The organism is Haladaptatus sp. W1 (assembly GCF_001723155.1).
In the GTDB taxonomy this organism is placed as follows: Archaea; Halobacteriota; Halobacteria; order Halobacteriales; family Haladaptataceae; genus Haladaptatus; species Haladaptatus paucihalophilus.
The window spans coordinates 39,829-62,363 of sequence record NZ_MEIH01000351.1 but is presented as its reverse complement, the minus strand read 5'-3'; the positions used below and the strand labels follow the sequence as shown (position 1 = coordinate 62,363).

Sequence of the window (22,535 nt, the reverse complement as noted above, 5' to 3'; positions counted from 1 at the left end):
GGGGTCCTGCCAGATCATGACCTCGTCGGGGACGTCAGGGCCGAGGAAGCGCTCGGGCGGGCCCATGTCGCGGTGGATGAGCTTGTACCACGCCCGCGCGAACACCTCCTGGAACTCGTCGGGGTGCTCATGGAAGCGCTCCAGGATCTCCAGGTAGTCCTCGTCGCGCTTGAGAGCGACGTCCGTCGTCAGCATCATCGGCTCCTCCGACTCGTTGAATTCCTGCGCGTGCGGAGCCTTCGTGATCGCCTCGCGCTCTTCTTCGCTGGCTGGCCGCCACTGCCACGCGCCGCCGGGTCCCTTGTGAGGCTCCCACTCGTAGTTGAGCAGGTTGTCGAGGTAGCCCATGTCCCACTGGGTCGGCGCGTCGGTCCACGGCCCCTCGATACCGCTGGTGATCATCCCGGCCTTCTGGAAGTCGTGCTGCCAGCCGAGGCCCTGCTCCTCGAGGGGGGCCGCCTCGGGTTCGGGACCGACCTCCGCCTCGTCGTCCGCGCCGTGGACCTTCCCGAAGGTGTGGCCGCCAGCGATGAGTGCGACCGTCTCCTCGTCGTCCATCGCCATGCGGTCGAACTCCTCGCGGATATTCTTCGCGGACCCCTCGACGTCGGGCTCGCCGTACGGCCCCTCCGGGTTGACGTAGATGAGGCCCATCACAGTGTTCGCGAGCGGGTCCTTGAGGTTGCCCACCTCTCCGTCCTCGTAGCGTTCGGGCGAGGTCGTCTCCCACTCGGTCTCGGGGCCCCACTCGACGGCCTCGTTGGACTTGTACTCGTCCACGCGACCGCCGGCGAAGCCAACCGTCTCGAAGCCCATCGAATCTAGGGCGACGTTCCCGGCGAGGATGATGAGGTCGCCCCACGAGAGTTTGCGGCCGTATTTATGCTTGATCGGCTGGAGCAGGCGGCGGGCCTTGTCGAGATTCACGTTGTCCGGCCAGCTACTCTCGGGCGGGAGGCGCTGGAGGCCGCCGGAGGCGCCGGCGCGGCCATCGCTGGTCCGATACGTCCCGGCGCTGTGCCACGCCATCCGAATGAACAACGGGCCGTAGTGGCCGTAGTCGGCGGGCCACCAATCCTGCGAGTCCTGCATAAGGTCCTCGAGATCGGACTTGACCGCTTCGAGATCGAGCTTCTCGAACTCCTCGGCGTAGTCGAAGTCCGAACCGTACGGGTCGAGGTCCGCGGCGTTGTCGTCGAGGATGTCGACTCGCAACAGGTTCGGCCACCACTCTCGATTGGACCAGGTCATGGTCGAACAGACGAACGGAACTGAAAAGTATTTTTCTGTCTGTAGGTATACTTATTCTATTTGTCAAGTAAAATCCCTCGAAACCGATATTCCTCATCTTCGAGGGGGGAATTCCGCAGACCGTGGAATACGGCTGTGAGCAACACCGATGCCACCCGGTGCAGCCGTTCAATGAATCACTGAAATACAAGTTTGACTGACATCAGAAAACTGCTGTCTCTCCGTTCACGAGGTCGCGGGTGAGCGACTCCACGTCGTCGAGCTCGTCGGTGACGATGTGTCGAACGCCGGTGAGTGAGAGCTCAGCGTGGGACGAGAACCCACCGAATCAGATCCATCGTGTCGTCCGGCGACTCGTCCAGCGCGCGAAAGAGCACGTCCCCATTGAGACAGTGCTCTGTGATCGGGAGTTCGATTCCATGCGCGTGTTTCAGACACTCTCGAACCTGGATGTGAACTACCTCATCCCGAAACGGATCACCAGCTCGGAATGCGAGGTGATAGAGCAGATGGACGAGGACGATCAGGAAGTCGCTGTTGAATCAGCGTCTGTTCACGTTGAGGCAGGTTCACATCCCATGCGGTTTCTGTACGTGCCGTCGACGAGCGGCAAGGGGACGACGGTGTTCGCGACGAACCTCCGAGTTGGGCCGGATGAGGCCGAGGCATTCTGTCGGCGGTATAGTCGTCGCTGGCAGATCGAAAACGAGTACAAGTCCATCAAGGGTGATTTCCTCGCGAAGACCTCCTCGAAGGACTACCGCGTGCGGTTGTTCTACTTCGTCTTCGCGGTGTTGCTGTACAATATCTGGCGGCTCACCGACTTCCTGCTGAAAGCGGGCGTCGACGACGAGATGGACTATGCGCCAGTCCTGACCGCGGGTGAGTGTGTCGAGAGCGTCGTCTCGGCGTTGATACCACCTGACTAACCGGCTGATCCCTTGCTAAGTCCGCTGCTCAGGAGTGGCAACAATATTCAGCAGCGCCAGAATGCACGCAATTTCTCACGCTCGCCCGATAGTTACACCCGAAAGCGTTCGAAACCGACGTTTGATTGGGGAACAGCACCACGAGTCAACGGATATTCGACCCAAAAATAGCCTATCCTCCGAAACTGTGCATCTTCCAAGTGCATGTAGAAGTTGAGACCGACGTTCTCAATGCATAGCGAATCGGTTCGAAAGGATACGATCGATCCTTCTTATATGATCTATTCAATTGTTAAATCTATATCACAAATGCAATCACACAAGACAATTTATTTGGATAATAATTCACCCAGACAATTTTAATAAACCGATCTGCTAAAGTACTCCAAAAACTCTCTCAGGTTGATAGTGAAGGCCAAATATCCATTCCTGGAGTTGAGTTTGTTGACTTAATGGTTCTTGATATAAATACTGCATATGAGAATCAGAACACTACTAATTCTTTGCATAATCATATTAGTCAAAGCCATGACCAAGCGGTTGTATCACCAACCGCTTCTTCTAGCGTAGTTGATCGTTATACACGGTTTCGACGACTAAGGGGTGACTGTAATTACTTCAACGATTATACTCATCTATTTAAGGGATCTTCCCTTACTCTTACAAAGAAAGCGTCAGCCGTTGGTTTAGGCGGATTATCAGGTGCTATCTGCTTTGTATTGGTTAGTAGTCTCGCTGGCTCGATCTTATGTAGTGCTGCAGCTGCCTTCATCATAATCTTCCACAGTTTCGGAGGATAGGCTACCTTCACGTGTTTTTCGGGCCAATCGTGGCTCGAATGGGCCACGTTAGTGAGGTCTCAGCTATACCTCTCGGATTAATCTTAGCAAGTAAGCGAAAACACGTCAGAATTCAAGATCTCGCAGAGCGTCGCCACTCACAATGGGTGGCCCGAGTCGGCGTTAAGCGTTAATCCGGCGGGACCAGTGCTGAACAAACTAACTCGATACACTCACCAGCCGTCAGAACCGGGGCGTAGTTCATCTCACCGCCGACACCAGCCTTCAACAAGAAATCGGTGAGCCGCCAGATGTTGTGCAGCAGTACCGCGAACACGAAGTAGAACAGTCGTACTCGGTAATCCTTTGAGGACGTCTTCGCCAGAAACTCGTTCTTGATGCTCTTGTACTCGCTCTCGATCTGCCAGCGACGGCTGTAGCGGCGGCAGAACGTCTCAGCTTCCTTGGGGTCGACTGAGAGGTTCGTCGCAAAGACCGCTGTACCCTCTCCTTTCGTCGAAGGGACGTACAGAAACTGCATCGCGTGCGAGCCCTGCTCGACGTGGACAGTCGCTGATTCAACGGCAACCTCCTGCCGATCCTCATCCATCGTCTCGATGACTTTACGCTCGGTGCTGTGGATTCGTTTCGGGATGAGATAGTTCACGTCGAGGTTCGAGAGCGTTTGATACACTGCTTTGGAGTCAAACTCCCGGTCGCATAGCACCATTTCGATAGGAACGTGCTTCTGTGCGCGCCGAACAAGTCGTCGGACGACACGATGAATTCGATTCGGCGGATTCTCGTCCCACGAGGAACTCTCACGGACGGATTCGACAGCGAGAATCAACGGGATATTCCATCCGACAACCGAAAGTGTAGCGAACTTGAATGCTCGACCTTCGCCGTCCTTCGTCCCGCTAACCATCGGCATTCCCTCTACGTTACCAAAGTATCGAATGGTCGTGATATCAATCGCGACGGTGACTGGACGGCGAAACGAAGACTCCGATTGAATTGCTGAGAGGAGTCGTTCTGTCGCCTGCTGAAACCCATCGAGCAGGTCCTCAGGATCAAATTGCTTGACTGCGCGGAGGTGGGTGTCTCCGTGAGGGCCATATTCTTTGCCCCGATGGAATTTGAACCGTGCTGCGCCTTGTGGAGTACCACATCCGACCATTCCGATGAACGTCTGAAGTTCAAAGAATTGCGTGTCTTCATACGTCGCGTTCTGTGCTCTCTCAGAGTCGAACGGACCAAAGCCGTGCTCACGAGCGAGGCGGGTTGTACGGTAGATTTCGTCATCAGAGAATTCAGTGGCATTCTCAGACGAGTCAGTAGTCTCCTCTGATAACTGTTTGACTTCCTCTAGTGGCCGGACTTCGGGAACGGAGAGGTCCTCGTTATGGATTTCCTTGACTAAGCAGTGTGCACTGGCAGTGACATACCCACGAACATCGTTGTCAAAGCGATTGTGCCACGTTCGAGAGATGACTGACTCATCGGGGATGCGTTTGAGCCCGAATACGTCCGCAAGTTCCGGGTGTCGTGTGAGGGTGCGATAGCTGTCCCCAGTGACTTCCCGGTAGAGGAAGAGCTTGAGCATTCCATGAAACGAGTACGGTGCGGGATGCCACTCCGGGTAGCCGTCTTTGAGCGTCTCGATCTGAAGCTCAAGGTCGGTGAGTGCAGCACAGAACGCTGTTCCTTTGCGGAGGTGCTTGCGGAGTTCGAGGGCAGCGACAAAGGCGTCGGTCAATCGGCGGCCACGCTGTACCATTGGTTCGTCTTGCCGATAGATATTTGACAGCGGTGATGGCTCTTTCTTTGCACTTCTCACGGAGTCGACTTTCGCTTGGAACACATACTCAAGAGTAAAATCGATCGACTGCACGCCGGGCTTAAGAGTAAACGGCTCGGGATATCGTATTGAAAAGGCACTGTCAGTACGTCTCACTCAAAAGTTAGCGATTTCCAGAGTGTGAATAATATACATTCAAGGTTCAGGAAGAGAGGAGTGCGACCAACTTGGACGAAGAGAGTGCCAAAAGCGCGTTCGAACTGACGACAGGTGAACTCTGTATTTGGTGAGAGAACTCGGCAGTCCACAGCGGTCGTAAATGGTTTTCTCCTTTGGCGTCAGGAGACCGGGAGTACGCTCGGATTGCCCCTTTCGGGTCGGTGATATAGAGGAACCCGCCAGCAACCACGGGGCTCGTATCGACGGGTATTCGTTGGTTGGTAGTCGGAAGTGAAGCGCGACCGACATCGTGGCCGGTCATCTCGTCCAATGCTCGGATGACCCCGCTTATCGTCGTACAGTAAAGCAGGCCAGAATTCGGGGACATCGCCGGCGTCCCCGTAATGTAATCTCGGTCGAACGAGCGCTTCCATGCTCGTTCACCTGTCTCTACATCGTAGGCTTCTAGTCGTCCAGCTGCTCCGTCTTGAGTCGCACTGCTAACGTAAAGGTGGTTGCCAAGGACTGGCGTGGTCGTGATCGTTCCGAGTTCTGTTGAAGCCTCCCATCGCGTCGTTCCATCTGAAACATTAAGCGCGAGAATCTTTCCATCACTTTCACAGAGAACCACGAGTGATTCGTCCGCTGCAGCTGGTTGTACGACGATTCCAGTCTGTCGCTTCCACACGACGTTCCCGTTGTGGATGTCAATTGCGTACACGGCTCCTGTACCCGCACTAATCGGGACGATGGCAACATCCCCAACGACGGTTGGTATCGTTCCTCTACCACCGAGACGCCGTATCCACGTTTTGGTCCAATTACGGCGCTCAACACCTACCGATCGGAAACCGTCCGAGAACGTTACCCGTTGATCTACGACTGTTGGCGTTGAGATGTCGGCGGATCGACCCGCAATTTTCGTTGTTCGCTCGCCGGCGGCGTCAAAGACGCCGAGATATTTACCGGCTGTAACTGGGGCGTATATACCTGATTCATCCACGACAGGGGTCACGACACTCGGCTCAGTTTCGGCCGTTAGCGGAGTCTGCCACGCGACGACGGCGTTTTCACCCGGTCCACTGGTAGTGACGTGTCCGGTTCGCTTGGCATTGCTTCGGTACGTCGGCCAGCGTCCGAATTGAATCTTCTCGTTCGTGGGTTTTGTTTCGATCTGGATCGGTACGCTCTGTGTTCCCGGTGCTCGGTGTAAGCAGCCAGAGAGCGAGAGGCCGATACCGAGAGCGAGGAACGAACGACGGTTCAGTGAACCGTTAGTGGGGGCCAACATATGTACAGTAACGCTCTCGTATCGTATAACTCTAGGTATAAATTTTATTTAGACGCACCCTCCGCAAATGTCCTCATAGAAGACGATTGAGTGGTCTACCGTCTCCCGGTTGAAGTTACTCCCATTTGCAGAGAACGTACTCCGGGAGTAGAGTCGCATCAGATTGAACTGACCCTCATTACCGTGCCAACTCGCCATCGTTGCCGGTCGGAACGTACAAGTGTCGTCACCGGCGTCGCCGTCAATGTTGATGTCCCACGCACCCATCTGCTCGTTGTCACTCGTTACGACATCAATGTCAAAGTCGCTCTGCGTGTAAGTGTAGGAGTATCCGACCGACCCACCACCAGATGTGTCACCTGTTAGTGTAATTGATTGCCCAATCGTTCCAGGCGTGGACTGCTCAGGTTTCCAATCTTCCACGATGAGGTCGTTAGACTCGTAGAAGTCATGCTGATCTTCACCATCCTCGTTGTGCCAGTTATTGAAGGGTCGTCAGGCCACTCGATCATTCCAGGATATGTCGTCCATTTGTCTTCAAAGACGTACATCGCCGCTCCAAGATCCCTACTCAGCGTGTACTTGTTTTTCAGCTTCCCTCGGGGTTTCGTCGCGGATATAATCGTGTCGCTTTCGAGTTCCGTCCAGTCTCCTTCACTGGCGGTCGTCAATACGCCAGAGATTGTCGTCGACTTTCCGTGTCGGGCTGCCTTGATTCGCTTACTGTACTCTGCTGCTTCCTCACGAACTTCCTTCTGTACGTCTCCAACCGACTCTGGGGATCCCGCAAATCCAAGTACCTGCAACACGACACCATCGGGCGTGGCTCCAGCGGCCACGGCGACGAGTCGCCCGCTCCCTTCTGCTCCGATGCTAACTTGTTTGTCGTCGTCAGCACCGTGTCGAGTGGCTGCCTGTGTGACGGTACTCGAACGAATTTCGTTTACTTTCTCGGCTGGGACTGGATTGTTGTATGACTGTTCCACCAACGTCATCGGTGAGCCCTGGCGAGCTACCGCACCGACGATCCCGGAAGAACCTGCGAGTCCCAGTGCTGCCGCCGAGGTTAAGACCGAACGGCGACTGAAGCTGCTCAGTTTCTTTTCTCCTCCTACACCGATGTTTGCATCTTTCATAATGTACAAAAATAGTATAGCAACACATCTATTTATAATTTTCTATGAATTTAATAAAAATTTATATCTTAGATGGATGCTGGTTAAAATTTGAAAAGATATCTTTGCAGAACTATATTATCAACTATTACTATTGAGAACCAATATATTTACTAGAGTTTTAAATAAAATGCTTCAATCTCCCAGATTTCCCCAACAATGTAGCCGTGAGATAACATTCTTGAAACGGTGTAATGCTCATGGTTAGTGTCTTCCGTGTAATGAACTCTCACTTATTCGATTCCTGTAAAAACCACCTGCTGTGAGGGTTGAGTTCTGATGCGCGCTTATTCTCACCACGAAACCAAATATTCGGGTACCAGTATAGCGGTTTCTGAATCAGATCGAAGACGAAGTTCAAGGACTCTTACAAACGGTAGGGGTTTATAATCGATAAATTTCTCTTGGTTCACCGAATACTAGTATGCATAGAAGGCGCGCATCAAACCCATCCTCCGAGATTGTGATCTCACAGAGATCGTGATTCCATATTGCGAAATATGATTTATCAATAGCTGAATGGCTGTTTCCGGCAGATAGAGATGTTCTATCGGATAGTTACATTGGAAGTGGTGGTGTGTATTTTACTTCCGGTTAAATCTATAAGCGGAAGTAGACTACCCCCGGGACTCTCAATGAAATCTGTGCGCAATTCGTAACTCAAACGAAGTCTCGATCGACCATCAGTTCGATAAGTCAGACACACTTATCCCGAGTTCTGACCACACCTCTTACCAAGCCAGAAGGCAACGAGAGGAACAAACACAAACGCAAATAGAGACACACCCCAGCTGTAAATTGTAACTGTTTGCCCAATCGTACCGAACACTGGAACCCATGAGGGCGAACCAGCAACCAGCGTATCGACAAGCAAACTAAGTCCTGCCCTGAGCAGAAACGCTACGAGAATGAGTCCGACAACTCCAAGTGGATACTGAATATTGTGCGACCGGTTATTGGTTGACATATATCGTTATTCGCGACGAAATGTCATAAACCTCTAGTGAGATTTTGAGCTTTATTTGTCAACCACACTAAACAGCATGATCGATCGGAACTCCGTTCACTGCTCCCAATTTTCTAACTCATAATCACATAAGTGGAAGCGATACGCCTCTCAGGTCAAACGACTCATTGCTCATAGTGACTATCAACGCAATATTCAATACGATAGAACTACTATCGTAGTACGATGACAACACTGACAATCAAGGTTCCCGATGGAATGGACGACGATATCAACGAATATATCGAAGAAACCGGTAAATTCATCAATAAAAGTGATTTCGCCCGTCATACCATCCGTCGATACATGGAGGAGAACCCAATCACGCTCTCAGACCAGACGCTTGAGGACATCCGAATCAGTGAACAGCAATTCGAGGAAGGAAAGACTGTCTCTCAAAATGAAGTGCGTGAACGACTTGGGCATCGCGAAGAATGACCACAGTCGAGTGGTCTGATAGAGGAGTAGAGCAGATAGAAGACTTGGAACATGACATTCAAGACCGAATTCTCACTAAACTCGACGAAGCCACTGAGTGGACAGAACACAGACTTGAGCCATTGACTAATTATCCCTATTACAAACTTCGAGCCGGTGATTATCGCATCATAATCGATTGGAAGCGGGATGCCGATGTGCTGCGGGTGCTTGCAGTCGGTCATCGAAAGAACGTTTATGACCGGAACCTGTAACCTCATTTCTTCTTGATTTGATAAGTGGAAGTGGAACCACTCCAGGACCCCCGAATCGATCCATGCGCAATCCGTGGTACGGATTTACTGCTCACTCGATTCATTCGGCGAGAAGATTCTATGGTGGATAAGAATACTATTGGCGAGATCGCGAGTTCCGCGGGAGAGACCTATGGCGAGCAAATTTAGGCCGAACAGGACGCCCACTGCACTGTGGGCGGTGGCCGGGAACCCAATCCAGAGCGGGCCAATGACGACCAGCGATAGGGTGCCACTGCGGAAACACTGGTACGAGAGTTAATTGTGCTAGTGATAACTGATGTCGATACCGATAAAATGGCAAATGATATTGATTGATGGAATGAAACTACTTTTCGATGTGGTATTTGTCTGCGAACCCCTCGCCGCTCAACCCTAATCAGGGATGGACAGCCCGCTAGCAGAATTAAGGCGAAGGACGATGTACCACATCATCTATCCAACAGGTACGATTGTACCGTTGATGAGTCGCTCTGTCATGGTCCACAGATGCAACGAGGACAAATCAGAACTAGCATGGACGTAGAAAGTACCGCTCGGCAGTTCATCGCGCTCGTCCGTGAGAACGAACTTGGTTTCTTGGCCGCTAGCTTCGCATACTACACTTTCGTCTCGATACTCCCGCTATTACTGTTGATCTTTTTGGTTGTCTCCACGATTGCGGGCGAAGAACTGGCCCGGACTGTACTCCAACAGGTAGCACTCACCGGAATTCTCACTTCGGATGGCCAGGAACTCGTCCGAGACGCGCTCATCTACCCGGCGGCACATTCAGAAGCCTCACTCCTTGGTATCGGTCTCCTGTTCTGGAGCGGCCTGAAGATCTTTCGAAGTCTAGTGTTCGCGTTTTCACAGATATACGATGTCCCATTCGAAGGCAGCCCAATCACTTCGATCCGAAACGGGGGCATCGTCATCGTCGCGCTGATCATTTCGGTCGCCATTCAGCTCGCTGTCTCGCTCCCTGCTGCCATTTTTCAGGCACAATTGCCGTTGTTCGGCGAAATAGGGAGGCTCGAACAGTTCATTTTCCTCTGTCTCATGTTGTTCCCACTGTACTATCTCCTTCCCCCAATACCACATCGGGTTCGGGATGCCCTCCCAGGGACAGTGCTCACAGCCAGCGGGTGGATTGTTCTTGAGTTCGGGTTTGGAATCTACACGCAGTACTTCTCGAATGTCTCCGTGTTCGGGGTGTTCGGTACATTCATCATTTTCATTCTCTGGCTCTACTTCGTTGGTCTGCTCATCCTCCTCGGTGCCTGTCTCAACGTCGTTCTCTCAAGTCGGTAACCCACGACTGAAGTCGTGGGCTTGTCAGTGGACTCCCCTTCTGCCGTCGAATCGACGGAGGCGTGGAAATCGCCGTTCAGGTTCAGCGTCCCTGACATTAGCGCACACTGACAGGGTGCGCCTCCACTCGAAGACGTCTGCCCCGAGTGGAGTTTCTTGAGAAGTTCACGAGCTCAGTATTCTGTTCTGAGTGCTGGACCGTCTCGAAGAGCTGGCGACCTGCAGTGGTTGCTTCCGCAGCGAGGTTCGGCGAGTCGTCGTCAACACTCTCTTCGGTCTCGTAATCCCCCACGAGGTTGATGAGCCGGGACTTGACCCCGTAGTGAACCACAACACACTATGCCGTCATCTGGTCTGGAAGACTGTCAACATCCTCAAGCTCGTCTGATGCCAAGAGCAATCGAAGCCGTGGCCGACCAACATCGATTGGTACTTTCTCTGTCTCGATAAGGCCGCGATCCTCGAGTTGTGTTTTAGTCCGTGAAAAGGTCGCTTTACTCGCGAGACCAATGTCTTCTCCCCACTTACTAATATCATAGAGAAGTACCTCGTTGTTTGCCGCCACTAATAACGCGAGGGCCACTTCATCGAGGTCACCACCTTCTTCAGGAATCGTCTCGGCTGATTCAACAATCATCATGAAATCGCCTTCGATCGCGTCTCCAAATTCCTCACCAAGCGTTTCTTGGATACGTGAGAGTGGTGGGGTTCGTAGAGTGAACGTCTCACTATCGTTCCACTCATCTTCAAACGTCGATCGGACGTTCTCGACCAGATCGTCATCTGTTGAGCGCAGCCCCGTCAACTTATCTTCCAACGTCACTACGGTTATGACTTCGTCATCGCTGACAAGCAACGAATTTCTCGCGATGTCAGTAGTCGTTCGAAGTTCTAGTGTGCCTCGGTCAATCAAATCAGCCACCTGACTCGCGAGGATGAAATCTTCGGCCCCTGTTTTGAGCACATCGGGAGTGGCAAGCACCTGAAATCCGGGTAGATCATCGTCAAACTGGGTTGCCGTCTGGATTATTATTTGGAAGACTTCCGGTGCTGGATTGACGACGAGGACTGTGTCAGCATCGTCGAGAAATGAGTGAATCGTTTCCGTGAATTCCTGGTCGATTGTGATGGATTCTGTAGACATACTTTCCAAATAGTGAAGATATGTCTTTGTTTTGTTCTAATTAACCATGGTAAGAGGAAGCTAAAACTAGCGGATGAACAGCTTAACCCGGGTAGGGAGCTCCGTGAGAATTTAGACTCGAGGGATGACGATTTCAGTGACATTCTCTCCACTCTAAACGGCGAGGTTTTAGCGCCCGCAATTCATCTAATGCCGGCTAGTTCATCGACGCATAGTGTTTATGCACGACTGGGTTGACGCTCCTCACCTAGAATGACCTTCGGTGGGATGGCGGGATACACAATTATTGGCCTTATTGCTATCCTCGCATTGATAATTTCGGCCCAAGTCGTCGTCCGAAAACTGGTTCGAGTCTCGAAATATTACGGCCTCTCGGAGGTTGTCATCGGAATGACGGTCGTGTCGGTCGGGACAAGTCTCCCCGAGATCGCCTCCCATCTTGTCGCATCGTATCGAATCGTTGTTGGTGTCGGACGACCGAGACCAGTTTCGGCGGCCGTACTTGGGGGTAACATCGGATCTGACGTCGTCCAGCAGACGCTCGTGTTAGGCTTAGTCGTCATTCTGGTCGGTGGGTTTCAGTTTTCACGAACATTCCTGTTTCGAGATTATCTCCCAATGATCGGGACGACCCTCGTCACGTTGGTCCTCGCATGGGATGGGATGCTCACCCGATTAGACGGCGCACTCTTAGTAGGATTGTTCATTCTCTACATGTACTTTCTTTATACGACACGGAACGAAATTCTACAAGAACAGGGAACTAGCCCGCCATCTGAAAATCCTCGTGTGGATCTTTTTGTTGCACTCGTCGCACTCGTTGCCTTGGTCGTCTCCGCCCACTTCCTGTTTCAGAGCGTCGAATACTTCGTCAGTCGAACTGCGCTCGCAGGATCACTCATCGGCGTTCTCGTACTTGGTATCGGTGCGGCCTCACCTGAGATGACGACTGCGATAACTGGATTACAAGAAGGTGCGGAGGGGATTTCGTTAGGAACACTGATCGGAAGCAACATCACGAATCCACTCCTCGGCATCGGCCTTGGCTCACTCATCTCGACGTACCATGTCCCGAAACCACTGATATACTGGGACCTTCCTATGGAGACCGTAACAGCAGGTATCCTACTCACATATCTGCTGCTAAAAGACGATTTCGGGGAGCTGTTGGGCTCGATAGCCAGAAAACTCGGCATGGATGGTGCGGCACTGTCACTCGAATCAATCGAGGAACGCCGTTTAGGACGTAGCGGTGCGCTACTATTGATACTGCTCTATTTTGGCTACCTTTCTATTAGGATTATCTACTTCCCGTCTGACTTCTGAGCATTGTCGGTTCACATCCACCCGAATAAAATGAGCAACAGTGGAACGAGGAGAAGCGAGAGAAGAAACCCGACGAAATAGACGACGGTTCCGACGATCGCGTTCTGCATCGCGTCAATAAACGATGTATACAGTGGATAGGCTACGAGCGAGAGAAGCGTCACGATGAAGCCGATGACCAGCAACAAAACCACGGTCATCACACCAATGGGCGTATGGAGAGCTAACGCAACGATGAGTGTGTCGACCAGGGTCCCAATGTTTGCCCCCAGAATGTATGGGATGATTTCGTCACGCTTGATGTGTCCACGATTATAGAGCGGGACAATTACGCCGAGAGAGAACGCGATACTCGTTGTTAATCCAGTGACGATAAGCCCGATTCCGAACGAAACCCACTTGTGTTGGAGTCGGGAAAGATACCGCTCTCTGAGTCGTTGCTTATCAATCCCCTTCAGTATTCGGTCGAACAATCGCATACTGAGGAGAATGCAACCAATCGCGACGAGAAACGCCACGCCTGCGCCGAGAATATCGATGAGTCCGCCGGTTAGTGCAGAGAATACACTCGGTGTCGATACGCCTCCTGTAGAAACATTCTGATTCGTCGAGACGGCAGTGCGAACCAACGGCATCGAGAGGTAGCCGAGAATCATCACCGGGAGGTAGATAGTATGTGTGAGCAGAAACGTGAGTAACCCCATTCGTACAGATTCTCGAAGCGATTCGAGTTCGGTGTTGAAGTAATCAAACGCTCCAATGAAAATGACAATAGCAGCTGCGCCAAGTCGGGATCCAATTATCATTAGGAACAATTGTGATGGTACGATAACGTTCGAGTTGAACAACGTGAGTGCGAGCGCGGCAACGACTGATCCGTTCGCAAGGACGTAGGAGGCGAACCAACTCGCGCCAAGAGCTGGGGAGTCCCCGACCACGATTTGTTGAAAATTTTGTCGCAGAGCCGGAGCAAGTGCGTCCGTCGTCGCACCCAGTAATCGAATGGCGAACAGAAATAGCACAATCACTCCGATCACTTTCAGTGACAGTATGACTCTGGGTCGTTCGGTCAGTCGGATCTGAATGGAATCCCAGCTAATGGTCCCCACCACCTAAGACTGACTTCCTGTACTGTCTAAATGGTTATGTCCATAATTGGCGATTTCTCTGTTATACGTCAAGCTAATATTCTAATCGAATAATGGGTGTGTTGTTGATTTCGGTAAAGCTATTTCACCTTGCTAACAACAAGCCCGTATCTTATATCGCCTCACGACATGTTAGTTACTATTCCATTTCTGAAATTAATTTGAACTCTCTGACCTCTGCACCATCTTGTGTTGTGCAGTGCGAGTTGAGATGTATCGAAACCTTTCGAGATACTGTACTTTGCGTACTTCGGACGGATGTACTTGAAATTGTATGACTGTCTTGGTATGATGAAGAGATTCTCTTGCTATGTCATCAGATAGAATGACAACTAAAATAAATTATTTATAAGTCGATTCTGATAGATGGCTGGGGAGGGGGGAAGAGAAATGGAACACTCGACGCTGTTCCTCGATATTCCAAAAGAGACCGCCGCAAACATCCTACTGAACAAGGTTCCAAAAAGTACTATTTCGACGGGAACCCCAGCGACACTTACTATCGAGTTGCTGAGTGACAACAGCGCAGCGCCGTCGACAGTGATTCTCCGAGATCATATTTCACGCTATGATTGTACGGTCAAATACGCCGATAAGCGTGTTCCGATACTATTGGACGGTTATCGTCTAGATTAAAAACCTTGATCAATCCTTGGTTTTGGCTTCAATGATAGCTCGACTTTTGGCGATCTTATTGGGCGAAAGAGAGTTTGTTGAGCAAGAACGAAATAGCTCGCTCCCGTTGTACAGATTGGGGGAATTAATGTGGTCACTGCGCTACTACTCGTGGGATTGTTCGTCGCCATATTCGTCGGATACAACATCGGCGGCTCTTCAACGGGGGTCGCGTTCGGTCCCGCAGTCGGCAGTCGTATCGTCGGGAAAATCGGAGCAGCAGCGCTCTTTACCGGGTTTGCGTTACTCGGTGGCTGGACGGTCGGGCGAAACGTCATCGAGACGATGAGCAACGGCATCGTCCCAGCCAGCCAGTTTACGCTAGAGACAAGTATCGTTGTCCTCTTTTTCGCCGGAGTCGCGCTGCTCATCTCGAACCTCTACGGCGTCCCGGCGTCCACGTCGATGACCGCCGTCGGTGCCATCGTTGGATTGGGACTGGCATCGGACTCGCTCAACTATCAGCTGATGTTCACCATCGTCTCGGCGTGGATCGTCGCACCGCTTTCGGCGTTCGTCGCCGGGTTGGTCATCGGTCGATATATCTATCCGTATCTGGACGCACGGTTTTCGTTCGCCCGAATCGAGGAGGGGCTAGTGTCGATCGATCGCTCCGGGTCGGTTCCGCGGTTGCGATTCGGACGCGGCGTCGGTGGCCGCGAGGTCGGCGGCGCGGTCTCCGTTCTTATCATCGCCTGCTACATGGGTTTCAGTGCGGGCGCGTCGAACGCGGCGAACGCCGTCGCGCCACTTATCGGGAACGGAGCCATCACCGCCAGCCAAGGAATTCTGTTGGCCATCGGCGCGATCGGCCTCGGTGGGTTCACTATCGCTCGGCGGACGCTCGACACCATCAGCGAGGGAATCACCGACCTGCCGATTCTGGCGGCCCTCATCGTTTCGCTCATCGGCGCGACCATCATCACTATCCTCTCTCGACTCGGCATTCCAGCGAGTCTCGCGGTGAGTACTACGTCGTGTATCATCGGACTCGGCTGGGGACGCGCCAGTCGCGCGGTAACGGTCGCGGAGGTGGCTGACGCCGCCATCGAGGGCGAATCGACACCAACCGCCGATCTGTCGTCGGGGGCGCTCATCGCCGAGACGAGCGAATCCGACGTGCCACCTGGCCCGACGGTCAGCGAAGTCGCGGAGGGTGAAGTTCCCGACCCATCCACGGTTGGCGACGGTGGCGAGGTCGGACAGGTGCCACCCATTGGTGAGGAGGACATCGAGGAACTGGCGGCCGAGAGCCTGTTCGACCCAGCGGCGACGAGTCGAATCGTCCTATTGTGGATTCTCTCGCCGACCCTCTCAGTCATTGGGTCGTATCTCGTCTTCGCGTTTGTCTTGCACGTTGGGTGAGTCGTTCGGTCGTGTTCGCTATAAAGTCGCGTTGTAATTCTGTCGTGTTCATCTCCCGAATCCTTCGTCTCGATTCATGACGAAAGCAGAGAAAACCGTTTTACTTCGTGACTGTTGTTTTGAGTTCTCATGGGGGATCACGTTCTCGTTCCGCTTGATGGCTCACCGAAGGCAGAGGAAGCGTTCGACTATGCGTTGAGAATGCCGGACGTGGATATCACGGTCATCACCGTCGTCAATCCGTTCGACATCGACCCATTAACGCCGGGGTTACAGTCACCGCTCGGAAAGGCGGGGATGCCAGCGTACTCACAAGAGTGGTACCAGAAAGAGTGGAAAAATGCAAAACAACTCCACGAAGAGATGCACAAGTTGGCAGACGAACGGGGGGTTCCATTCGAGAGCGTCGTCAAGATGGGCCAACCGACGCGCCAGATCCTCACTTACGCTCGGGAGAACGACGTGGATCACATCGTCATCGGAACGCACGGTCGGGACGACATCACAGATATTCTCCTCGGATCGGTCGCGGATCGGGTGATGCGCCGCGCGCCGATGATGGTCACTGTCGTTCGGTGAAATCCGCGGGAAAGGCTTCGAAGACGAGAAGAGATCAATCGTGGAAAATCATCCGTGACCGGTCCGGAACGGATAAAATTAAACTACAATATTGTTATCAGGGCTTCTCGAATGCGAAGTTTGAACGGATCGAGTGCCACGAGGCGATCAACGCGTATGTGTGGGAGATTCTGTTAGAGACGAAAGCAGTCCTCAAGGAGCATGGGTGGCGCATTATACACGGCATCGTCGATAGTATGTTGGTGACGCCGATCGAAGGGGAGGAGTCGACGTCGCTTTCAGATGTCACCTGTCCTCTTTAGACTTCCTGGCTTCCTTCCACCGGCGTCTCTTCTCGTGCGGCTCGCCGATTTGCCATTCCGACCATGAGCATCGAGAGACCTGTGGCGAGCAAATTCACGCCAAACAGGACACCCACTGCCCACAGTGCGGTCACCGGGAATCCGATCCAGAGGAGGCCAGCAACGAGCAGTGACAACGTACCGCTCGCGAGAAGCCACAGCCATCCTCTATTCCCATGACCGGTAATCGCCCACCCGATCTCGAGGATACCGTCGACAATGAAAAACGCGATCGCGAGGATTGTCAGTGTCGTCAAACCGATCACGGGATTTGCCATGAATGAAATCCCTGCAAATCCATAGAGGATGCCGAGCACGATCTGCCAAAATGCCCCCCAAAAACTCCCCGCCGAGAACGCATGTGCAATATGGATAATTGCACCGACCACCAGAAGCGCACCAAGAAGAAGCGAGAGCGAAATCCCAGTAACAAACGGGAATACTATCGCGAGGATGCCGAGAATCGCGATGATAGCTCCTGCAAGCACGCCACCCTGTTCAGATTCCATTTCGCCGGCCGGAATTGCTGCAATGTGATTCATGATTCTTACCCAACCATATCCCTGTGGGGTAAGTAGAAAAAAGAGTCCAATCGTTCACGTCATGCCCTGACAACACGAATACTACAACCTCTCACCAACGCCCGTATAACACTCGTTTACTACTCGTTGAAATTCACGTCTCCGACTCTAACATCCATTACAGGTCAATCCCACTGTCGGGAACCGAACGTGACCCTCTGGTGATTACCTGCTACCCCATCATTCTCGCAGCTACAGCTGTACTCTGTTGCGACCCCTCGATAACCTAATCGAGTGGCCAATACACGATCTATCGGTGCTTCTTCAGAAATCGATTTCCCTGCTGGTACGGTTCCTGAAGTTTACGTCGAATTTGGAGGCCGTTTTGCCGAGACCGAGAAAGCCCACGTCATGGTCACCGTTGCCTTATTATCACCAGACGGATGTGATGGTCAGTTTTTGCTTAGACACCCTGAATCGGCCGTCTAAGCAGATATCTACGAATCTCAATAAAAACCAGAGATAAATCTCCCCAGTGCCTTCTACGCTTATTCTCGATTTAACAGTGCCCTGTTCAGAGAATATTCGTTCTCAAGGGTTGGAGACGATAGTGGCCAAGTACAGTGTTGCCATCGTCGGATGAAATTGCTGGGGGTGATACCGACCGAACCAACAACGTTCGAGATCTGGGGGATTACCTGATAGGGCTTGAGCCTGTAGTAGTCACATGGCGAGTCTCCGTCTCGGTTCGCTGTTCGGCATCCCGATCAGACTGGGCGTTTCGTTCTTGTTGATCCTCCCACTGCTGGCCTATCTCATCGGTTCGCAGGTTGGCCTCACAGTGAACTTGATCAACGGGATCTTCAGGACTCCACTCGATCCTGAGCCGCTTACCGCGGGGTTGCTCCCCTGGCTCTTGGGAGTGGGCGCTGTACTCGGTCTCTTCGCCAGCGTTCTCTTGCACGAACTAGGCCACTCACTTGTAGCACGCCGGTACGGCCTTGAGACTGAATCGATCACGCTGTGGTTCTTAGGCGGTCTCGCACAGTTTGCGGAGTTGCCTGACGACTGGCGCCAGGAGTTCACGATCGCCATCGCCGGCCCGATCGTCAGCGTCGCACTCGGGGTCCTGTTCTACGGGTCGTTCGAACTGCTCGCTGGCAGGCTCCCCGCAGTTCGGTTCGTGATCGGCTACTTAGCGGTGCTCAACGTGGTGCTCGCGGTGTTCAATATGCTTCCGGGATTCCCAATGGATGGTGGGCGAGTCCTCCGTGCGGTGCTCTCGCGTAACCGGTCGCGCCTGCAGGCAACCCGCATCGCCGCTGCCGTCGGGAAGGGGTTCGCGTTCCTGCTCGGAATCGCTGGAGTCTTTACGTTTAACCTGTTCTGGATTCTTATCGCCTTCTTCATCTATATCGCCGCGACAAGCGAGACCAGCCAGGAGGTTATGCAGGCGGCCTTCGAGGGACTGACCGTTAGGGAGATAATGACGCCGGCGGCCGAACTCGATACGGTAGCACCCGAGACGTCGATCGATACCTTGCTTGACCGGATGGTCCGCGAACGTCACACCGGGTATCCGGTCGTCGACGGTAATGACCTCGTCGGCATCGTCACGCTCGAAGACATCCAAGAACGAGCATCCGACCGCCAAGAAGATGCAACAGTCAAAGACATCATGTCGACAGATCTGGTGACGGTCAGACCCGACGGCGAGGCGACGAATGCGCTCACGACCCTCCAGCAGGAGGATATCGGTCGGCTTCTCGTAACCGAAGGCGACGGCTCGCTCGCCGGTCTGATCTCGCGGACAGACCTGATGACGGTCCTCGAAATCACCCAGATCAGTCAATCGAAGGCCGCCACCCCACCGACGATCGAACGCTGAGTATGATTCATCGGGAGGGAGTTTCAACCCGAGGGTGGAGGATCGACCTGGTTGGTGAATACGTGATTCAAAGCATCGAAGATACCCACAATCCCTCGGTCGGTCATTTTCACCTGAGTTCCTTGAACGTGGGTTACGAAATACAAGTTCTACGCGCTGGGTGTCGAGCCACTCATCTTACAGCGTGGATCGAGACCGTTGACGCTAGGACATAACGCGCTCATCCAGGCAAAAGGCTGCTCTCAGCGCTGGATGGCCGAAACATCGTACTCAACAACGAAGCGCTCGCTCGGCTGGTATCGGCAGTTCCGTGAAATTATCCTCATGTTCGCCATCTCGAACATAGAACCGCTCTGTGAGCCACTCTAACCGCGACTCGGCATCTATTCAACACGGCAATAAAATTGCAAATGATATTGTCAAATCGCTCTATCAACCGCGCTCTATCAACCGCGCGAGCCAATTCGCAACAGGAGCTGTCAGTTCCCCGAGATCCGGTCGGTCGAGTGAGGCGAGCGCAGAAAGATAGAATTTGAAATATCGACTACTGACTGACTACCGACATAACATCCGAATCTGCATTTCCTGAATTCAGGCCCTGTATCGCCACCCTACTTGCGATAATTCTCCCATACTCAGACGATATCTCCATTTCCAACGACAACGCTAACTCCATCGATGGTGTATGGGAGCATATGGTGGGGGAAGGGGAGAATCCGGAAGCGACGCGAATTCGTATCGTGCGACCAGATCTGAAGTGGTGGATTGCTGGTCTGATAGTGTTTGGCATCATCGCCGCCGTCGTGTTCACGTTTCTACCATGGGTCGTCCTCGGATTGTTCGTTTATTATGTCGCTCGCCCAATCAACCGGCGGCTTCGACCCCGACTCGGGGCTTCTCTCCCGCAGTCTCACTGCTCCTCATCGTCGTCCCAGTTGTGATTTTCCTCGGCGTGTTTCTCGCCGTTGCGATCGGACAACTCGCCGCCTTCGCGAGCTCTGACATGGCGACGCAATTCCTCGCACAATCACCGGTCGACGTCGGGACGATACCGAACGATCCTGATCAGTTGGTCAAAGCAGCAACGACAACACTCCAAGATCCATCAGTGCAATCGGTGATCGCCGATCTGCAGGCTATCGTTGGGGGTACTGCGGCCAGTCTCTCCATGATGTTTCTCTCGGTGTTGTTCGCATTCTTCCTGCTGAGTGAGGATCAGCGCCTCGCACGATGGGGAAAAAGTATGTGCTCGGAGACGACGCACTGTCTATCAGCTATCTCGAAGCGGTCGATGAGGGACTGAACTCCGTGTATTTCGGGTACACACTGACCATTTTTGCCATCATGATTCTGACCGCTATCATCTACAACGTGTTCAATCTCTTCGCACCAGGAAATCTTCTCATTCCCGCGACCATACTGCTGGCGGTCATCACGGGCATCTTCACGCTCGTCCCAATCGTCGGTCGATCCATCATCTATCTCGGTATCGCCGCGATTCTTGCGGTCGGAGCGATCCAGCGTGACCCGACGTTCATCTGGTATCCGTTCATCTTCTTCCTGTTTATGGCACTAGCGTTCGACAACGTCGTCCGAACCTACATCCGACCGTACCTCTCGGGGAAGATGTTCCATCTCTCGCTCGTCATGTTTGCCTATCTCCTCGGCCCAAGCCTGTTCGGGTGGTACGGCATCTTCCTCGGTCCACTGCTGATGGTCATCGTTGTCCAGTTTCTTCAGGTCGCCGTCCCACAACTTCGTGGTGAGGAGCCCATGTCTGACATTGAGATTGGGCCAACAGCAACCCAAGAGACGGGTGAGAGCCGTGACGACGCGATGGAGGGCGGCGAAGCAACCGACGGTGGTCAGGAGTGAGAAGCCGTGATTCTTCAGCTTGTCGTACTGAGGTGAGAGTATTCACGTTGCTCTCCCCTTGTCGTTCGTAGTGAGAGCAGTGAATCGCAGGTGCTGACGTTTCTGTAGCGGAATCTGGAAGGGGATAAGGACTATGTAAAACGGCGTAGTAACCCGGTTCCGGGGGGAACAAACAGTGAAATCACTAATCGTACTAGCGTTTGATTCCGAAACCGGTGCGTCCGAAGCACGGACAAACTCTACGAATTACAAAAACAAGAACTAATCACGCTCGAAGACGCGGCAGTCGTGGTCCGGCGGCCTGACGGGAAGGTCAAAGTTAAACAGGCACAGAGTCTGGTCGGAGCCGGTGCGCTCGGCGGCGCATTCTGGGGGATGCTCATCGGCCTCATCTTCCTTGCACCAATACTCGGGGCAGCCGTCGGTGCCCTGTCCGGCGCCATCGGTGGTAAATACGAAGACGTGGGCGTCGACGACGAGTTCATCAAAGAAGTCGGCGAGACTGTCAAGCCCGGCCAATCAGCGTTATTCCTGCTCGTGACCCAAGTGCAGGAAGGCCGCATCGTTGAAAAACTGTCGGAGTTCGACCCGACCGTCCTTCAGACGAACCTCTCTCCTGAAGACGAGGAGAAGCTTCGCGACGCGTTCGCCGCCGAAGACGTGTCCGCGTGAGCAGGCATTTAGGGACGGCTTTTTTGACTGCATCACCGTTACTCTCAACCTGTAACCAGTCGTGTGGCTGTGTGAAGGGAGAGATGAGAAAATGTAAATCTGCGACCTATCCGCATCTTTTATAACATGTTTATCACTATTGACCATGTACTTCTATGCGACTATGGCAATCAACTGGAGAGCAGTACTCACCGGATTCGCGACCGCGTTCGTCCTCGGACTACTCGTGGTTTGGCTCGTCCCCCTTACACAGTTAACGACACTCGTGTATGCAATACCCGGACTCATGGGAGGCGTCGTCGCCGGCTACATGGTCGTCGGTGCGGGGCGTGGCGCGATACACGGCGGACTCGCCACCATCGTCGGGAGCGTCGTGCTCCTCATTGTGTGGGCGATATTTGGCGTCCTCTTTGCCGGTCTTGTTCCGGCCATTGTAGGGTTCTCGTTCGGCCTCTTTATCCTGCTCCTAGCGGCGATCCCGGGTGCTCTTGCTGGCGCCGTCGGTGGATGGGTGAAAGATCGCCGCACCACGACTCGTGAACCAGCGAGAGCAGAGGTCCGCTGACGTGCCACTCTCCCCGCGTTG

General features: G+C 53.1%; 18 protein-coding genes and 3 pseudogenes. 13 read left to right on the top strand and 8 right to left on the bottom strand.

From position 1 onward, the window contains the following. Window positions 1-1,251 (bottom strand): peroxidase family protein (locus BG842_RS20930; protein WP_303645373.1); only part of this gene is annotated, 1,251 nt, incomplete at its 3' end. A 287-nt stretch (window positions 1,252-1,538) separates the two neighbouring features. Between BG842_RS20930 and BG842_RS20925 the strand changes: the two are divergent. Further along, a pseudogene (locus BG842_RS20925) lies at window positions 1,539-2,180 on the top strand (transposase); the annotation flags it as partial. Between the two features lie 969 nt (window positions 2,181-3,149). Here BG842_RS20925 and BG842_RS20920 read toward each other — a convergent pair. The 3 genes from BG842_RS20920 to BG842_RS20910 form a co-directional block, all read right to left on the bottom strand. After that, entirely contained in the window at window positions 3,150-4,739 is a 1,590-nt protein-coding gene (locus BG842_RS20920) for a transposase (protein ID WP_069452317.1), read from the bottom strand. 223 nt (window positions 4,740-4,962) lie between these two features. After that, window positions 4,963-6,210 carry a PQQ-binding-like beta-propeller repeat protein gene (locus tag BG842_RS28130; RefSeq protein WP_083252684.1) on the bottom strand — a complete coding sequence of 416 codons (1,248 nt, stop codon included), beginning with the start codon at window positions 6,208-6,210 and terminating at the stop codon, window positions 4,963-4,965. A gap of 362 nt (window positions 6,211-6,572) precedes the next feature. Further along, window positions 6,573-7,346 (bottom strand): hypothetical protein, encoded by a 774-nt coding sequence (locus tag BG842_RS20910; RefSeq protein ID WP_139136221.1) that lies wholly within the window; start codon window positions 7,344-7,346, stop codon window positions 6,573-6,575. Between the two features lie 1,231 nt (window positions 7,347-8,577). Here BG842_RS20910 and BG842_RS20905 point away from each other — a divergent pair. The 3 genes from BG842_RS20905 to BG842_RS20895 all read left to right on the top strand — a co-directional run bounded on the left by BG842_RS20905 (window position 8,578) and on the right by BG842_RS20895 (window position 10,415). After that, complete coding sequence (locus tag BG842_RS20905) at window positions 8,578-8,829, top strand: hypothetical protein (RefSeq protein ID WP_069452304.1); 252 nt, start codon at window positions 8,578-8,580, stop codon at window positions 8,827-8,829. Next, window positions 8,826-9,083, top strand: coding sequence for a type II toxin-antitoxin system RelE/ParE family toxin (locus BG842_RS20900; RefSeq protein WP_069452303.1), 258 nt, complete (start codon window positions 8,826-8,828; stop codon window positions 9,081-9,083). Before BG842_RS20905 ends, BG842_RS20900 begins: the two co-directional genes overlap by 4 nt. A 528-nt stretch (window positions 9,084-9,611) precedes the next feature. Continuing rightward, a complete protein-coding gene (locus tag BG842_RS20895; RefSeq protein ID WP_083252683.1) occupies window positions 9,612-10,415 on the top strand; it encodes a YihY/virulence factor BrkB family protein in 804 nt (267 codons plus the stop codon). Here BG842_RS20895 and BG842_RS33280 read toward each other — a convergent pair. Together BG842_RS33280 and tbsP are read right to left on the bottom strand one after the other, a co-directional pair. Next, a pseudogene (locus BG842_RS33280) lies at window positions 10,412-10,588 on the bottom strand (RNA-guided endonuclease TnpB family protein); the annotation flags it as partial. The gene BG842_RS20895 and the pseudogene BG842_RS33280 overlap by 4 nt on opposite strands. A 164-nt stretch (window positions 10,589-10,752) precedes the next feature. Continuing rightward, window positions 10,753-11,559 carry a transcriptional regulator TbsP gene (gene tbsP / locus BG842_RS20885; RefSeq protein WP_069452300.1) on the bottom strand — a complete coding sequence of 269 codons (807 nt, stop codon included), beginning with the start codon at window positions 11,557-11,559 and terminating at the stop codon, window positions 10,753-10,755. A 252-nt stretch (window positions 11,560-11,811) separates the two neighbouring features. On the opposite strand from tbsP, the gene BG842_RS20880 reads away from it, so the two are divergent. Continuing rightward, the gene (locus BG842_RS20880; protein WP_069452299.1) at window positions 11,812-12,885 is read left to right on the top strand and encodes a sodium:calcium antiporter; all 1,074 of its coding nucleotides are present in this window, start codon (window positions 11,812-11,814) and stop codon (window positions 12,883-12,885) included. An 11-nt stretch (window positions 12,886-12,896) separates the two neighbouring features. Here the strand turns inward: BG842_RS20880 and BG842_RS20875 are convergent, their stop codons facing one another. Continuing rightward, window positions 12,897-13,997 carry a sodium:phosphate symporter gene (locus tag BG842_RS20875; RefSeq protein ID WP_254663351.1) on the bottom strand — a complete coding sequence of 367 codons (1,101 nt, stop codon included), beginning with the start codon at window positions 13,995-13,997 and terminating at the stop codon, window positions 12,897-12,899. An 801-nt stretch (window positions 13,998-14,798) separates the two neighbouring features. On the opposite strand from BG842_RS20875, the gene BG842_RS20865 reads away from it, so the two are divergent. Then, on the top strand, window positions 14,799-16,073 hold the full coding sequence (locus BG842_RS20865; protein ID WP_069452297.1) for an inorganic phosphate transporter: 1,275 nt from the start codon (window positions 14,799-14,801) through the stop codon (window positions 16,071-16,073). A 129-nt stretch (window positions 16,074-16,202) separates the two neighbouring features. Beyond that, entirely contained in the window at window positions 16,203-16,652 is a 450-nt protein-coding gene (locus tag BG842_RS20860) for a universal stress protein (protein WP_069452296.1), read from the top strand. 298 nt (window positions 16,653-16,950) lie between these two features. Here the strand turns inward: BG842_RS20860 and BG842_RS20850 are convergent, their stop codons facing one another. After that, on the bottom strand, window positions 16,951-17,535 hold the full coding sequence (locus BG842_RS20850; protein ID WP_254663350.1) for an HdeD family acid-resistance protein: 585 nt from the start codon (window positions 17,533-17,535) through the stop codon (window positions 16,951-16,953). A gap of 706 nt (window positions 17,536-18,241) precedes the next feature. Here BG842_RS20850 and BG842_RS20845 point away from each other — a divergent pair. From BG842_RS20845 to BG842_RS30225, 6 genes and pseudogenes are all read left to right on the top strand, one after another. Next, window positions 18,242-19,402 carry a CBS domain-containing protein gene (locus tag BG842_RS20845; protein WP_069452294.1) on the top strand — a complete coding sequence of 387 codons (1,161 nt, stop codon included), beginning with the start codon at window positions 18,242-18,244 and terminating at the stop codon, window positions 19,400-19,402. 129 nt (window positions 19,403-19,531) lie between these two features. Then, window positions 19,532-19,771: pseudogene (locus BG842_RS28120) on the top strand (IS5/IS1182 family transposase); the annotation flags it as partial. 568 nt (window positions 19,772-20,339) lie between these two features. Continuing rightward, window positions 20,340-20,705 (top strand): hypothetical protein, encoded by a 366-nt coding sequence (locus tag BG842_RS32055; protein WP_254663349.1) that lies wholly within the window; start codon window positions 20,340-20,342, stop codon window positions 20,703-20,705. Continuing rightward, the gene (locus BG842_RS32050; RefSeq protein ID WP_254663348.1) at window positions 20,648-21,277 is read left to right on the top strand and encodes an AI-2E family transporter; all 630 of its coding nucleotides are present in this window, start codon (window positions 20,648-20,650) and stop codon (window positions 21,275-21,277) included. Before BG842_RS32055 ends, BG842_RS32050 begins: the two co-directional genes overlap by 58 nt. A gap of 288 nt (window positions 21,278-21,565) precedes the next feature. Next, window positions 21,566-21,949: a DUF1269 domain-containing protein gene (locus BG842_RS20830; protein WP_254663347.1), complete on the top strand. Its 384-nt coding sequence runs from the start codon at window positions 21,566-21,568 to the stop codon at window positions 21,947-21,949. A gap of 145 nt (window positions 21,950-22,094) precedes the next feature. Then, window positions 22,095-22,514: a DUF5518 domain-containing protein gene (locus BG842_RS30225; protein WP_175424235.1), complete on the top strand. Its 420-nt coding sequence runs from the start codon at window positions 22,095-22,097 to the stop codon at window positions 22,512-22,514. Window positions 22,515-22,535 lie beyond the last annotated feature (21 nt).

What these genes read in the sequence shown, in the direction of transcription:
- BG842_RS20905 (WP_069452304.1), top strand. Translation starts at nt 8,578, where the DNA reads ATGACAACACTGACAATCAAGGTTCCCGATGGAATGGACGACGATATC.
- BG842_RS20920 (WP_069452317.1), bottom strand. Translation starts at nt 4,739, where the DNA reads ATGGTACAGCGTGGCCGCCGATTGACCGACGCCTTTGTCGCTGCCCTC.
- BG842_RS28130 (WP_083252684.1), bottom strand. Translation starts at nt 6,210, where the DNA reads ATGTTGGCCCCCACTAACGGTTCACTGAACCGTCGTTCGTTCCTCGCT.
- BG842_RS20860 (WP_069452296.1), top strand. Translation starts at nt 16,203, where the DNA reads ATGGGGGATCACGTTCTCGTTCCGCTTGATGGCTCACCGAAGGCAGAG.
- BG842_RS20895 (WP_083252683.1), top strand. Translation starts at nt 9,612, where the DNA reads ATGCAACGAGGACAAATCAGAACTAGCATGGACGTAGAAAGTACCGCT.
- BG842_RS20910 (WP_139136221.1), bottom strand. Translation starts at nt 7,346, where the DNA reads ATGAAAGATGCAAACATCGGTGTAGGAGGAGAAAAGAAACTGAGCAGC.
- BG842_RS20900 (WP_069452303.1), top strand. Translation starts at nt 8,826, where the DNA reads ATGACCACAGTCGAGTGGTCTGATAGAGGAGTAGAGCAGATAGAAGAC.
- tbsP (WP_069452300.1), bottom strand. Translation starts at nt 11,559, where the DNA reads ATGTCTACAGAATCCATCACAATCGACCAGGAATTCACGGAAACGATT.
- BG842_RS20850 (WP_254663350.1), bottom strand. Translation starts at nt 17,535, where the DNA reads ATGAATCACATTGCAGCAATTCCGGCCGGCGAAATGGAATCTGAACAG.
- BG842_RS30225 (WP_175424235.1), top strand. Translation starts at nt 22,095, where the DNA reads ATGTACTTCTATGCGACTATGGCAATCAACTGGAGAGCAGTACTCACC.
- BG842_RS20880 (WP_069452299.1), top strand. Translation starts at nt 11,812, where the DNA reads ATGACCTTCGGTGGGATGGCGGGATACACAATTATTGGCCTTATTGCT.
- BG842_RS20845 (WP_069452294.1), top strand. Translation starts at nt 18,242, where the DNA reads ATGGCGAGTCTCCGTCTCGGTTCGCTGTTCGGCATCCCGATCAGACTG.